Source organism: Roseburia sp. AF02-12 (assembly GCF_003461765.1).
GTDB lineage: Bacteria > Bacillota > Clostridia > Lachnospirales > Lachnospiraceae > Roseburia_C > Roseburia_C amylophila.
In genome coordinates this window covers 725830-739445 of record NZ_QTXS01000002.1, presented here as the reverse complement: position 1 = coordinate 739445, position 13616 = coordinate 725830, and the positions used below count along the sequence as shown (strand labels likewise).

Genomic DNA, 13616 nt, shown 5'->3' with positions numbered 1-13616 from the left:
GCCGCATCTCTTTTTACGTCTTCTCCTCTTTGCCTGCGACCACTTCATTGCGTATCATAAGGGGTACGAACCCGTGGCTTTCACCACCAGCCTCCGAAAGTGGACAAATTGCTTCCTAATACCGACTCACACCAGCCGCCGGCTCTCTGAATTATTCCGTCAATCTTAGCTTTCGTCAAACGCTGTTTTTACTCTGTTCCCTATTATAGCGCGGGGAGTGGATTTACGCAAGGGGATTCTACAATCCTCTGATTATATTTAAGTAATCCTGGCGTTGGTCAACAACAGCATAGATTATAACTCTTTTATTTTCTTCATTTATCTTATAGAAAACCAGATTTTTTTCCAATATCAACACCCGATACCCTTGTCTTTTCAATACCAGATAATGCGTTTCTCCCCCCTTTAATGGATGAACTGCCAAATCAAGAATATTCTGTTCCAGTTCTTCTAATTTTTCCAGTGCAACCTTATTACCAAAATTTTCGGCTATATACAATACGATTTTTCTAATCTGCGCATCTGCCGTTTCTGTACGAACAACTTCATATTTCAATAATTCTATTCCTCCCCAAGCATTTGTCTTAAATCATCAAATGTTTCACGAACCGGTGCTACTCTACCATTCTTTACATCATCTTCCGCTTCTGTAAGAATTTCCAAAAGTTCTATTCTTGACTTCATTCTTTTATATTCCTCATACGAAAGAGAGACTGTATCACCACGACCGTTTACTGTGATTATAACCGCTTCATTTTCTTCTCTGCATTGTTTTGAAATTTCACTATAATGATTTCTTAAATCTGCAGATGGTCGTATTGTTTCCTGTAATGCATGCATAAAAAACACCTCCGCCTATATTATAGTCACATCATATCATAATTTGACTATATTATCAAGTTTTCCATTCGTAAAACCCATCGTAAACCATCGTAAAACCATAAAACCCATAACAAAATTCGGAAGGGATTTTTGTTACTTTTTACTATATCCATGTTCATTTCTGGAATAAGAATGTGCCTTGGCACATTCACGGTCTAAGCGATTTTTCTTTTAAGAAAATTTTTGCAGTTCTTTATATCCAAAATACTGTGTTACTGAAAATCATGATGAATTAAAATGCTAGTCAATAACTGTAACATCTCCATCCCATATATATTTATTTTCACCAGATTCATTCTTAACTCTATAATAAATGGAATCTTCTTCCGAATTTTCATAAACTTCGTAAACATTAAATTCTGTTCCATAATCATATAGCATAATTTCACCATACGCAAAATCTGTAGGTTTTTCCGAAATATATGCTCCATTTTCACTTGTAACCTTCACCCGAAACAGCACCGGCTCCTCTGTTTCTGTCTCCGTCATAGCCTCGGTCTCTGTCACGTCCTCATTTTCTGCCTTTGCCTCCGTTGCTGTCTCGCTCTCTGTCTCAGTTGTGACAACTGCTTCGGTCACTTCTATAGCAGCTGGATTTGCCTGCTTCTTCGTGCTGCCGCAGGCTGTAACTGATATTGCCATAAGTATCGTTAATACTCCTGTCATAACTTTTTCCGCTATTGCTGTTGAAATCTTTCTGTTTTTCATAAATGTCCGCCTTTCCTGTTTATCTTCCTTTTATCATTTGAACTGCTCTCTATTTTAGTACATATATTTACTAAAATCAATAGTAAACATCTTTATTATGATAAATTAAAAAAGTCCTCTGCAAGACATATTATTTTTAGAATATATTCTGGATTTTTTGAGAATTATATAAATTTATTTTTGAAAAATTCCGGATTTATTTTCAGATTTGGAGATTATATGGATTATATACAGCGAATGCGTAATTTACGCGAAGACCATGACAAAACCCAGCAGGAAATTGCCGACGTTCTCGGAACTTCCCAGACCATGTACGCCCGCTATGAGCGTGGTGCTAATGAGCTTCCTATCCGCCATCTTCTGAAGCTCTGCCATTACTATAGTGTTTCTTCCGATTATTTTCTTGGTCTTTCTGATATAAAAACAGCTCATTTACGCCATAAAAATGCAACATAAAAGAGAGGAAATTTCATCTTCTGAATTTTCCTCTCTTTTTTACATCTTGTCCCATAGGTCTACATTTTTCTATTTTTTACTCGTGACGCAATGCCTCGATTGGGTCTAAGTTTGCCGCCTTATAGGATGGCAGAAGACCGAAAATAATTCCGATAATCATGGAGAATACCACGCCGCCTACGGCTGCCGGTGCACTGATGGCAACCGGTGTGGTACTAAGTTTCGAGATAATCTCAGCTAATATGATTCCCACCAGAACTCCAATCAATCCGCCTAAACTGGTAAGTACTGCTGCCTCGGTTAAGAACTGTCCTAAGATAACAGACTTTCTTGCTCCGATTGCTTTCTTCAGACCAATCTCACTGGTACGCTCCGTTACGGATACCAGCATGATATTCATTACACCGATACCGCCAACCAGAAGGGAAATTCCGGCAATCCAGATTAACATGGTATTGGTGGACTGGCTCAACTGCTGAATTTGTTTTGCCTGCTCCAGTAAGTCTTCGGATTTGTACTTAATGGTATCATCCGATGTTGCAAGATAGCCATTTAAAATATCGGCACTCTTCTTTCCTGCATTGGTCATATCGCTGGTGCTCTTTGCTTTAATGAGAACCTGCTGTGGTTCGTCATAACGATAGATAATCGGCCAGGTTACAGATGGTACATAAATCTTACCACTGCTGTCCTGGGAATAAGTATAATAATCATCAATGGAATTGATAACCGGCTCGAACTGCTCGCTCTTGGTTGCAATTCCTACAGCAATATATGGCTGCTGCTTAATCTCAATGGTCTTTCCAATTGGATTCTCACCCTGAAATAATGCTTCTGCAGAATCTTCATCTAAGATTGCGACCTTTGCAAAATCACTGTAGTCCTCTTCGGTAAAGCAGCGTCCGCTCTTCATAATCATTCCCGCAGTATTAAAGTAGCCATTGTCTACTCCCATAATATAACCGCCGGAAAGAGAAGTATTTTTATAGTATGCTCCATCATAATCCTGTCTGGAAAGGAATAAAGATGCATCCTCTACTTCATCCAGATCTTTAATCTGCTCCAGTGCTTCATTTGTAATTACCGGAATTCCACCCGGTACACTTCCATAGGAAAAATCCATGGAATAATCTCCCTGATACAACTGCACTGTAACATTGTTATCACCTGCGCCAATCAGGTTCTGCTCAATCTGTTCATTCGTTCCTTTAATCGTAGATACAATTGCAATAATCGCTGCAATACCAATAATGATACCCAGCATAGTTAAGAAGGAACGCATCTTGTGTGACCAGATACCCTGAAAAGATAATCTTAAATTTTCTAACATGTTCGTCCCTCCTACTAATACATTACAGTTCCGGAATCTTCATCCTTATTGGTTTTGACTCCTTCTTTTGCTGTCTTACCATATGGAAAAGCAAGATAATCATCCATTGTAACTCCGGATTTAATTTCTACTGCATATCCGTATATGGTCTTTCCTGTCTTCACATACTGTTTTACAAGATGACCAGTTCCATCATCCTTCATGACATAGCTCTTACCATCTTCCTTACGCACATATGCTTTATCCAGATAAATCTTATCGGAAGAATCTTCATCTCCACCAAGATTAATGGAAAGACTTAAGTTGTCTCCATTGCTAAGTCCAGTGCTGTCTTCAATATATGCGGTATAGCCATAATAGGATGCATTCGGATTGCCATTGCCATAATAATAGCCATTGGAATCCTCCGGGTAATCATTAATCTCTGTTATTGTTGCATCAAATACCATTCCGGTGCTCCAGGAGGTTGCTGTAACACTCTGTCCGACTTTCACCTGTTCCAATGCAAGCTCATTTAGAGTTCCCTTTACATATAGACCATCTGAACCGGAAAGTGTCAAAAATGCACTTCCATCATTTGGAAGATTATCCGGATCTCCTGCTTTCTTTACGGTACCATTAAACTCAGCATAAACCATTCCATCTTCTGACTGGCTTTCCATCTGTTTCAACGCAAGCTCCGCTTTTCTTTTATCCAGATCAAGCTTAGTCAGTTCTTTTTCTTTATCCGCAATCTCTTTTGCCAGTTCATCTGCTGTATATCCGCTCTGCTGGTTATCATCCGGTACAGATGGTGTATCCGGTACAACCGGTTCGACCGGGGTATCCGGGACATCCGGCTCATTAATTACTTTACTTCCATCAATAACATACCATTTTGCATCCGGGTCTGCTTCCTCTAAAGCTGCACCGACTTTTGTCCATGCACTGATTAAGGTTCCGGCTACGGTATTTCCGTCATGAATTTCAAATACCGCAACCTTCCCCTCACTTTTCAATGTATTCAGATAGCTTCCATAGACATATGCTTCCTTTGTACATAAGAAGCGGTATGGATTCTCCTGGCTTCCATCTCCGGTATATGGCTGCGCCGTTGTTGAAATATAATTATAGGCATCTCCGTTCTTCTCTTCTACCGTATCCGGTGTGGTTACAGAAGTATCCGTAGATGGTGTTTCCGGTGCTGATGGCGTCACACTGTCTACAGACGGTGTACTTGTTGTGGCATTGCTGATTGGCTTGGTATTTTTAAGCTTTTCCAATTCCTTCTGTGCTACAGCACTATTATTTTCGATTGTCTGGATGTCTAATTTCTTCATCTCAATTGCCAGGTCAATATTGGTCATATCATATTGTAACAGCGGGTCACCTTCGGATACTTCCTGTCCTTCTGTTACAAACACTTTCTGAATGGTCTGCTCTGTGCTGACATAAACATCCTGCTGCTGTCCATTGGTCACGGTTCCGTCACTTTCCATGCTGTCATCCCAGGAACCAGTATTTAACATGGATACTGACTGTACCTCTGCTACCAGCTTACTATTCTGGTATGCCCGGTATCCTACTATTCCTCCGGTGATTCCACCTCCGGCTAAAACTACGATTAGAATTGCAATTACAACTTTCTTTTTCATGCCTTGCCCTCCTCATCGTCTGTAAATATTTCTCCGTCTACTATATGGAGGATTCTCTTCGCCTGTTTTGCAATGTTAATATCGTGGGTAATCATGACAATGGTAACGCCCTCATCATTCAGGCTCTGGAACAATTCCATAATCTGTTTACCGGATTTCTGGTCCAATGCTCCGGTCGGCTCGTCTGCCAGTAAAATCTTCGGATTATTTACCATGGCACGGGCAATTGCTACTCTCTGCTTCTGTCCACCGGAAAGCTGTGTCGGACGGAACCCGGAACGGTCTCCTAATCCTACACGCTCCAATGCCTTCTGTGCTCTTTCTTTCCGTTCTTTCTTCTTTACACCGGCATAGCTCAGTGGAAGTGATACGTTATCCAGTGCACTTTCCCTTGGCATCAGCTGAAAACTCTGAAATACAAATCCAATACTGTTCAGTCGGACAGCAGACATCTCGCGGTCTTTTAAGTTTAAGACATCCTTTCCCGCCAGTTCATAGGTTCCGGAAGTCGGTCTGTCCAGACACCCGATAATATTCATCAATGTTGTCTTCCCGGAACCGGACGGTCCCATGATAGCAACATATTCTCCTTCTTCTACCTGTAAAGATACATCCTTCAATACCGGAACTACCAGTTTATCCTGATTGTAATCTTTATAGATATGCTGCAGATTCAGAATCATTCAACCACCTCCGAATCTGTCGCACCTGACTCGCCGCTATCTGTAAATTCAGTTCCGGCTTCATCATACATTCCTTCGTCCATGTATTCGGTTCCGTCAGTATTATTATACATGCCTTCATCCATAGATTCAGTTCCGTATTCATCATACATTCCTTCGTCCATACCAGAATCATCTGTAGATTCCTGATTATATAACGGAGAAGAATAATCTACTTCTTCCATATTGGTAACTGCTGTTACACCCTCATACAGTCCCTGCATCGGGAATGCAATCAGGTCATCTTCAGAAAGTCCGGATTTAATCTCATATTCATCGAGATTCTCATCATACTCGCCTAATTCTACCTTGCGTTTTTCCAGTCTGTTCTTCTTGTCTGCTGCCCATACATATGGGTCTCCATCATCCTGCACAATATAATAGCCGTACAGCCAGACTCCTTCCTTTTCTTCAACCTCGCCCTGTCCGTAATCCGGCTCTATATATAAATGCTGTCCTAACATCAGTCCGTCTGTACTGTCCAAAGTAACATAGAATGAATACTTAGACGCAGAATCTCCAGAACTGCCTCCATCATACATATCAGAAGAATTACTGTCCGTCTGGCTGCTTTCAGTATCAATCTTGGAAATACTTCCTGTCCAGGTCTGCGTCTCATCTAATCTGGAACGTAAAATAACCGGTGTTCCCTCTGAAATTGTTCCTACAGAAGTCTCATCAATCGTTCCTTTTACACGGTACTCGCCTGTCGCTAATATTTTCATATATGCTGCAGTATTTCCATTGGGATCCACCCCGTTTTCATTGATTTCTTTTACAACACCAGCCATCTTACTGGTTACTTCTGAGTTGTCGATGGATTTCTGGTATTTGTCAATCTCTGCCTGTTTGCTTTTCTTGTTGTATTCTGACTGCTTAATGGAAGTCTGCAGTGTCTGAATCTGTGTGGTATATTCAAACTGCTGGTCTTCCGGTGCGCTTGCTTTTTCTTTCTGCAATTCTGCAATCTGTGCATTTGAATTGGAAATGTCATTTGCAATGCCTTCCATCTCAAGCTTTGCCTGGTCTATCTGCATCTGCAGTTCTTCTGTATCATAAGAAAATAATACGGTTCCCTCTTCTACTTCATCACCAACAGAAACGTATACTTCCTTTACTTTACGTTCGGAATCCTTATTTATCTCTAAGGTCTCCTGTGGTTCTACCACACCACTGTAACGATTATTGATTCCTGCTGACTGGTTCATAATTGCAGATACTTTTTCTACATATACCTTGTCTGCAGAATTTCCACCGCTGCTTCTTCCCTTTAGGAAATAGAATCCTACTCCGGCTGCAACTACTGCCGCTGCAATAACTCCAATAATAATGCCTACCTTCTTTTTGCTCATCTGTCTCCTCCTGAATAATTCCTTTTTCCTGCCTTTTACCTGTAGAAACTGCCGTTGGCAGCTTTTTATGGATGCCTGACTTCGAAAAAAATAGCCGTAAAGCTTTCATACTTTACGACTATTTTATCATTTTCTTATTCGAAATACAGCGTGGATAATTCCTAAGATTTCTTAAGAAATCATTAATTTCCCGACAAAAATTTTTACGATTTATTTCAGAGGATATTTTGCAGTTAATTCTGCTACAATTGCTCTTGCTTTCTCAGAAGCTGCCTCGCCCTCTTTAATCATCATGGCAATTGCCTCTGCAATCTTGTCCATATCTTCTGTATTCATGCCTCTTGATGTAACAGCTGCAGTACCAAGACGAACACCACTGGTTACGAATGGAGACTTCGGATCATTCGGAATGGTATTCTTATTACATGTGATGTTTACAGCATCTAATAATTTTTCTACTGCCTTACCTGTCAAATCATAATTAGTAAGGTCTACTAACATCAGATGGTTGTCAGTTCCGCCGGATACAATCTTGATATCACGGCTTAATAATCCCTTGCAAAGTGCCTGGGCATTATCAATAATACCCTGCTGATATACCTTGAATTCCGGCTGTAACGCTTCTTTTAAGCAGACTGCCTTTGCTGCAATGACATGCATTAAAGGTCCACCCTGGATTCCCGGAAATACTGCCTTATTAAAGTTATATTTATCTGCTGCTTCCTGATTGCAGAGAATCATTCCGCCTCTTGGTCCTCTTAAGGTCTTATGGGTTGTTGTTGTTACAACATCTGCATATGGGATTGGGCTTGGATGAAGTCCTGCTGCAACAAGTCCTGCGATATGTGCCATATCAACCATAAGAACTGCACCACAGGCATCTGCAATTTCACGGAATTTCTTGAAATCAATGGTTCTTGCGTATGCGGATGCACCTGCAATAATCATCTTTGGCTTACATTCCATTGCAATCTGCATAACATTGTCATAGTCAATGAAGCCTTCATCATTTACACCATAAGGCACAATATGGAAATATGTTCCGGAGAAGTTTACCGGACTTCCGTGTGTTAAATGTCCACCATGGTCTAAGTTCATTCCCATTACGGTATCACCCGGTTTTAAAATAGCAAACTGTACAGCCATGTTTGCCTGTGCACCGGAATGTGGCTGTACATTTACATAGTCACAGCCAAACAGCTCTTTTGCTCTCTCAATTGCCAGGTTCTCTACAATATCAACGCAGTCACATCCGCCGTAATATCTCTTTCCCGGATAGCCTTCTGCATATTTATTAGTCATTACACTGCCCATTGCTGACATTACTGCCGGACTTACCCAGTTCTCAGATGCGATCAGCTCAATGTGGCTGTTCTGACGGTCAAATTCTTTGGTAATGGCATCTGCAACTTCCATGTCCACTGCCTGAATATCTTCTAATGTATACATGTTTCTTCTCCTTCTCTATGTGATTTTCTTTAGGCGATTGCGAAAGGGGACAGCTTTTCTTTCAAAATTTTGCTATGAAAGGGGATTTGGAGTTATTTGTACTGGAATGCCAGCAGTTCTTAAGTGTATGTTTTGCTTGATTGTAAACTGTCTTTCCGTTGCTTTGACGGGGTCGCTGTACTGTCCGCCAACTGCAGATGCGGCATAAAGCCTGCAAGGAGCACTAAGAATTTCGGCATGGACATCGTACATTCCGGCAACCGGCGCAAATTCACATCCATGTTCAATTGCGCCTCGCTGGCACGTCCCTGTGCCAGCGTTGCCAAAGAACAGACGAAATTCTAAGTGCCCCTAACAGCCCTTATCATGCATCTGAAGTTGACGAACAATGCAGCGACGATGTCAAACATTGGAAAGACTGTTTTTATCGCATCAAGCAAAATATACCTTTTAGAACTACGGGATTTCAGTGCAGACTCCAATGCCCTTTCTATAGAAAAATTTGAAAGACTGGTTATCCAATTTCGCAATCGCCCAATAAATTTACTTTGAGTATCATTATAAGTGATAGCCTGATTCAACGCAACAGTATTTTTACGCATTACCGTAAAAAAGCGTATTTTCAGATATCTTTTCCAGTTCCCTTTTCTAGGTGTCGTATTTCATATTATACTGCCACTTAAATATGGCAGTTCCAATGATTACAATATAGCCTGCAATACTGAGGACATCCGGTATCTGATTCAGGAACAGAATGCCAAGAAGTGCCGCAAAGACAATCTGGGTGTAATCAAAAACAGATATCGCTTTTGCCGGTGCTTTCGTATATGCTGTGGTAATGCAGATTTGTCCGCCTGCTGCACATACGCCAGCCAGCATAAGGCAGACAAACTGTGTCATGCTCATAGGCTTATATCCGATGATAAAAAACGGCAATGTGACAACACAGGAAAAGAGTGAAAAACAAAGGACGATAACCGGTCCCTTCACTCCCATTTTCCCCAATTTACGCACATAGGTATAAGCAATTCCTGCACCCAGTCCGCCCAGTGCTCCAATCAGTCCGTAAACAAACTGTATATCAAAGGATGGCTTAATGACAAGCAGTGCTCCGGTAAATGCCAGCACGACTGCTCCCCATTCTACTTTATTTGCCTTTTCCTTTAAGATAAAGGTTGACATAATAATTGCAAAGAAAGGCGATAACTTATTTAACATATTGGCATCTGCAATATTCAGCCGGTCAATGGCATAGAAATTACAGATTAATCCTACCGTTCCGCAGAAGCTTCGCATGAAGAGTCCGCCCCAGCTTTTTTTTGGTGCATAGAATGGCTCTTTTGCCCGGATGAGCAGAAAAGCTGCCACAACGGCAGCTACTGCATTTCGGAAAAAAGCCTTTTCCATCGTAGGCAGGTCTCCTGAAAGCCGGACAAAAAATGTCATCAGCGCAAAGAAGAAGCCTGCTCCTATAATAAATAAAATTCCCTGTCTTTTTTCCTGTTTCATATGATTCTTTCTATTCTGCAAGCAGTTTTTCTACGCTTGCAAGTTTGACGCAAAGTACAAAAATTTTAGTTGCTGTCTCAAGTTCTTCCATAGTCGGGAAGCTTGGTGCAATACGGATAACAGAATCCTCCGGGTCTTTTCCATAAGGGAAAGGTGCTCCTGCCGGTGTCAAAACAACGCCTGCTTCTTTTGCTTTGGCAACAACACTCTTTGCACATCCCGGTAAAGTATTAAAGCAGATGAAGTATCCACCCTTCGGGCTAATCCAGGAACCGATTCCAAGCTCGCCTAATTCATCCTGCAATGTTCTTTCTACCATTTCAAACTTCGGACGCATAATTGCTGCCTGTTTCATCATATGTGCATTGATTCCGTCAATATTTTTGAAATAACGTACATGACGAAGCTGATTAATCTTATCATGTCCGATGGTCTGCATCGTAAACTGTTTTTCAATGAAGTCAAGGTTTGCCTTGGAAGTTACGATTGCTGCAATACCGCTTCCCGGGAAGCTTACCTTTGATGTAGAGCAGAATTCATATACCATATCCGGGTTGCCGGCTTTCTCACACTCGCTGATGATATCTAAAAGGTCATCCTGCTCATCTTCATAGAGATGATGTACTACATAGGCATTGTCCCAGTAAATACGGAAGTCTTCTGCTGCCGGCTTTAATGCTGCCATACGGCGGACAGTTTCATCGGAATAAGTAATTCCCTGAGGATTGGAATATTTTGGTACACACCAGATTCCTTTAATGGAATCATCGCTGCTTACCAGACGCTCTACCATATCCATATCCGGTCCTTCGGAAGTCATCGGTACATTTACCATTTCTACACCGAAAAATTCTGTTACTCCGAAATGACGGTCATAACCCGGTACCGGACATAAGAACTTTACTTTATCCAGTTTGCACCATGGTGTACTTCCCATGACACCATGGGTAAAGGAACGGGATACGGTATCGTACATAACATTTAAACTGGAATTACCGTATACAAAAACATGGTCCGGTGTGCTTCCTACCATATCTGCAATTAATTTTCTTGCTTCCGGAATTCCTTTTAATTCTCCATAATTTCTACAATCTGTACCATCTTCTGCAATTAATTCACTGCTGCTGTTTAATACATCCAGCATCGGCATGACAAGGTCGAGCTGGGTTGCTGCCGGCTTTCCTCTTGCCATATTTAAAGAAAGACCCATTCCCTTGTATTTTGCATACTCTTTTTCAAGACCTTCCTTTACCTTATACAATTCTTCTTTTGACATTTCCTGATAAGACTGCATCTTATTCCTTCCTCCTGTATCATTCATCATTTTCTTTTAACCAGTGAAGCCACTGGGCGATTTCTTTTTCTTTTCCATTGTCGGTCGGCTCATAAAATACCGAATCCGTCAGCCCGTCCGGAAGATACTGCTGTCTGACATAGTGATGCGGGTAATCATGGGAATAAAGATAACCCAGACCATGTCCTAATTTTCCGGCGGATTTGTAATGTGCATCCTTTAAGTGATTTGGTATCGGTGCCGTTTTGGTATGTTCTACCACATCCATCGCGCGATTCAGTCCCATATAGGATGCATTACTCTTTGGGGCACTTGCCACATAGGCAACTGCTTCTGCAAGAATAATCTGTGCCTCCGGCATACCGATGCGTTCTACTGCCTGTGCTGCAGAAACCGCTACATTCAATGCCATCGGGTCTGCTGTACCAACATCCTCTGCCGCGCTGATCATGATTCTTCTTGCGATGAAACGGATATCTTCTCCTGCATATAACATTCTTGCGAGGTAATAAAGGGCTGCATCCGGGTCTGTTCCACGGATACTTTTGATAAATGCAGAAATCGTATCGTAATGATTATCTCCTGCCTTATCATATTTCACTACACGCTTCTGGATACATTCCTGTGCCACATCGATTGTAATATGGATAAGTCCGTCTTCGCTTCGTGGTGTGGTTAAGATTCCAAGTTCAATGGCGGTAAGGGCTGCCCTTGCATCTCCATTGGCTACATCTGCCATGAATTCCAGTGCATCCTCATCGATGACTGCCTGATATGCACCCATTCCTTTTTCCTTATCAGTAACTGCCCGCACCAAAAGCTTCTTAATATCTTCTTTTTCCAGTGCATGCAGTTCGAAAATAATGGAACGGGATAGTAAAGCCCCATTGACTTCAAAATATGGATTTTCCGTTGTGGCACCAATCAGGATAATCGTTCCGTCTTCTACAAAAGGCAGAAGGTAGTCCTGCTGTCCTTTATTAAAACGATGAATCTCGTCGATGAAAAGAATCGTTTTCTTTCCATACATTCCCTGATTGTTCTTTGCCTGCTGCACCACTTCCTCCATGTCCTTCTTTCCTGCAGATGTAGCATTCATCTGAAGGAATTCAGCACTGGTGGTATTGGCAATCACTTTTGCCAGCGTGGTCTTTCCGGTTCCCGGCGGTCCATAGAAAAGAATAGAACTTAACTTATCTGCTTTAATGGCACGATATAACAGCTTGTCCTTTCCGATAATATGTTCCTGCCCGACTACTTCGTCTAAGGTCGTGGGACGAAGTCTTGCCGCAAGGGGAGACTCTTTTTCCATATTCTGTTCCCGCATGTAATCAAATAAATCCATTTTTGCTCCTTGCATAATTTCAAAACGAATCTTGCATTTTTACTCTTATTTTTCTTCATTTTTATACTTTTTGGGTTTCAAAATGACATTTGAGCTTTAAAATAATTCATTTCATCCTAAGATACCATACCTTAATTTTTGCCTTTTGACAAGTCTATTCTGGTATTTTTTCTTGATTTTCCAGTGAAAACACACAAAAAATCCATTGAAACATTCTTTTTTCTCAAGGTAACTCAAATATCAGCTTATCTACCGTTACAAATTCATAACCCTGTGCCTGCAGCCGGTCAATAATCTCAAAGGCTGCCAGCATACTGCTGTCATAACCGTCATGTAATAAAATAATATCACCATCTTTGACATCCGTCATTACTTTATTGACGACTTTTTCCTTATTCTGTACCTCCCAGTCCCTTGGGTCTACATCCCAGAGCACCTCTATCATATTCATCTGACAGTCCAGATTCTTCTGGGTGCTTCCGAAAGGAGAACGCAAAAACTGCGGATATTCCCCGGTAATCTGATAAATGGCATCATTGGTCTTTCGAATCTGCTCACAGGCATCTTTCTTCGATAAGATGCCAAGGTTCACATGGGTATAGGAATGATTTCCTATGATATGCCCATCATCCTGAATTTTCTTTATCAAATCCGGATATGCCTCTGCTTTCTCTCCGATCACAAAAAAGGTTGCTTTGACATTGCGCTCCTTCAGCCCTTCCAGTAAATCTTTCGTACAATCCGGGCTTGGTCCATCGTCAAATGTCAATGCAACCTCTTTTATTCCACTTGTTTTCTTTATATTCATGCTCTCTGCATTTACCAGATGATTGACACGGATCCGACAGGCTCCGGCGGCAATTACCAATACCGCCAGTGCCAGATTCATCCATATCAATGCTTTTCGGATTCGACTCATTTTACACCGTTACTTT

General features: G+C 41.4%; 13 protein-coding genes. 1 reads left to right on the top strand and 12 read right to left on the bottom strand.

What is annotated here, in order from left to right; translation table 11 throughout:
* Positions 1-238 precede the first annotated feature (238 nt).
* The 3 genes from DV740_RS12920 to DV740_RS12910 all read right to left on the bottom strand — a co-directional run bounded on the left by DV740_RS12920 (position 239) and on the right by DV740_RS12910 (position 1590).
* Positions 239-556, bottom strand: coding sequence for a type II toxin-antitoxin system RelE/ParE family toxin (locus DV740_RS12920; RefSeq protein WP_117947828.1), 318 nt, complete (start codon positions 554-556; stop codon positions 239-241).
* Between the two features lie 5 nt (positions 557-561).
* The gene (locus DV740_RS12915; RefSeq protein ID WP_022243932.1) at positions 562-840 is read right to left on the bottom strand and encodes a type II toxin-antitoxin system Phd/YefM family antitoxin; all 279 of its coding nucleotides are present in this window, start codon (positions 838-840) and stop codon (positions 562-564) included.
* A 282-nt stretch (positions 841-1122) separates the two neighbouring features.
* A complete protein-coding gene (locus DV740_RS12910; RefSeq protein ID WP_118088272.1) occupies positions 1123-1590 on the bottom strand; it encodes a hypothetical protein in 468 nt (155 codons plus the stop codon).
* A gap of 219 nt (positions 1591-1809) precedes the next feature.
* Here DV740_RS12910 and DV740_RS12905 point away from each other — a divergent pair, with 219 nt between their 5' ends.
* On the top strand, positions 1810-2046 hold the full coding sequence (locus DV740_RS12905; protein WP_117697564.1) for a helix-turn-helix domain-containing protein: 237 nt from the start codon (positions 1810-1812) through the stop codon (positions 2044-2046).
* 76 nt (positions 2047-2122) lie between these two features.
* Here DV740_RS12905 and DV740_RS12900 read toward each other — a convergent pair whose 3' ends face one another.
* The 9 genes from DV740_RS12900 to DV740_RS12860 all read right to left on the bottom strand — a co-directional run bounded on the left by DV740_RS12900 (position 2123) and on the right by DV740_RS12860 (position 13600).
* On the bottom strand, positions 2123-3376 hold the full coding sequence (locus DV740_RS12900; protein WP_118088271.1) for an ABC transporter permease: 1254 nt from the start codon (positions 3374-3376) through the stop codon (positions 2123-2125).
* Positions 3377-3390: 14 nt separating this feature from the next.
* On the bottom strand, positions 3391-5010 hold the full coding sequence (locus tag DV740_RS12895; protein WP_118088270.1) for a biotin/lipoyl-binding protein: 1620 nt from the start codon (positions 5008-5010) through the stop codon (positions 3391-3393).
* Positions 5007-5693, bottom strand: coding sequence for an ABC transporter ATP-binding protein (locus DV740_RS12890; RefSeq protein ID WP_022243927.1), 687 nt, complete (start codon positions 5691-5693; stop codon positions 5007-5009). Before DV740_RS12890 ends, DV740_RS12895 begins: the two co-directional genes overlap by 4 nt.
* Positions 5690-7084 carry an efflux RND transporter periplasmic adaptor subunit gene (locus tag DV740_RS12885; protein ID WP_118088269.1) on the bottom strand — a complete coding sequence of 465 codons (1395 nt, stop codon included), beginning with the start codon at positions 7082-7084 and terminating at the stop codon, positions 5690-5692. Before DV740_RS12885 ends, DV740_RS12890 begins: the two co-directional genes overlap by 4 nt.
* A 210-nt stretch (positions 7085-7294) precedes the next feature.
* Positions 7295-8533, bottom strand: a complete 1239-nt coding sequence (glyA, locus tag DV740_RS12880) for a serine hydroxymethyltransferase (RefSeq protein WP_022243925.1) — start codon at positions 8531-8533, stop codon at positions 7295-7297.
* A 648-nt stretch (positions 8534-9181) separates the two neighbouring features.
* Positions 9182-10042 carry a DMT family transporter gene (locus DV740_RS12875; RefSeq protein ID WP_022243924.1) on the bottom strand — a complete coding sequence of 287 codons (861 nt, stop codon included), beginning with the start codon at positions 10040-10042 and terminating at the stop codon, positions 9182-9184.
* Between the two features lie 10 nt (positions 10043-10052).
* Positions 10053-11336 carry an aminotransferase class I/II-fold pyridoxal phosphate-dependent enzyme gene (locus DV740_RS12870; RefSeq protein WP_022243923.1) on the bottom strand — a complete coding sequence of 428 codons (1284 nt, stop codon included), beginning with the start codon at positions 11334-11336 and terminating at the stop codon, positions 10053-10055.
* A 19-nt stretch (positions 11337-11355) separates the two neighbouring features.
* Positions 11356-12681: a replication-associated recombination protein A gene (locus tag DV740_RS12865; RefSeq protein ID WP_022243922.1), complete on the bottom strand. Its 1326-nt coding sequence runs from the start codon at positions 12679-12681 to the stop codon at positions 11356-11358.
* 223 nt (positions 12682-12904) lie between these two features.
* A complete protein-coding gene (locus DV740_RS12860) occupies positions 12905-13600 on the bottom strand; it encodes a polysaccharide deacetylase family protein (protein ID WP_118088268.1) in 696 nt (231 codons plus the stop codon).
* Positions 13601-13616 lie beyond the last annotated feature (16 nt).

Bases quoted from the DNA above. Each gene is read 5' to 3' on its own strand.
- DV740_RS12885 (WP_118088269.1), bottom strand. From the start codon at position 7,084: ATGAGCAAAAAGAAGGTAGGCATTATTATTGGAGTTATTGCAGCGGCA.
- DV740_RS12900 (WP_118088271.1), bottom strand. From the start codon at position 3,376: ATGTTAGAAAATTTAAGATTATCTTTTCAGGGTATCTGGTCACACAAG.
- DV740_RS12895 (WP_118088270.1), bottom strand. From the start codon at position 5,010: ATGAAAAAGAAAGTTGTAATTGCAATTCTAATCGTAGTTTTAGCCGGA.
- DV740_RS12890 (WP_022243927.1), bottom strand. From the start codon at position 5,693: ATGATTCTGAATCTGCAGCATATCTATAAAGATTACAATCAGGATAAA.
- DV740_RS12910 (WP_118088272.1), bottom strand. From the start codon at position 1,590: ATGAAAAACAGAAAGATTTCAACAGCAATAGCGGAAAAAGTTATGACA.
- DV740_RS12875 (WP_022243924.1), bottom strand. From the start codon at position 10,042: ATGAAACAGGAAAAAAGACAGGGAATTTTATTTATTATAGGAGCAGGC.
- DV740_RS12905 (WP_117697564.1), top strand. From the start codon at position 1,810: ATGGATTATATACAGCGAATGCGTAATTTACGCGAAGACCATGACAAA.
- DV740_RS12870 (WP_022243923.1), bottom strand. From the start codon at position 11,336: ATGCAGTCTTATCAGGAAATGTCAAAAGAAGAATTGTATAAGGTAAAG.
- DV740_RS12860 (WP_118088268.1), bottom strand. From the start codon at position 13,600: ATGAGTCGAATCCGAAAAGCATTGATATGGATGAATCTGGCACTGGCG.
- DV740_RS12915 (WP_022243932.1), bottom strand. From the start codon at position 840: ATGCATGCATTACAGGAAACAATACGACCATCTGCAGATTTAAGAAAT.
- glyA (WP_022243925.1), bottom strand. From the start codon at position 8,533: ATGTATACATTAGAAGATATTCAGGCAGTGGACATGGAAGTTGCAGAT.
- DV740_RS12865 (WP_022243922.1), bottom strand. From the start codon at position 12,681: ATGGATTTATTTGATTACATGCGGGAACAGAATATGGAAAAAGAGTCT.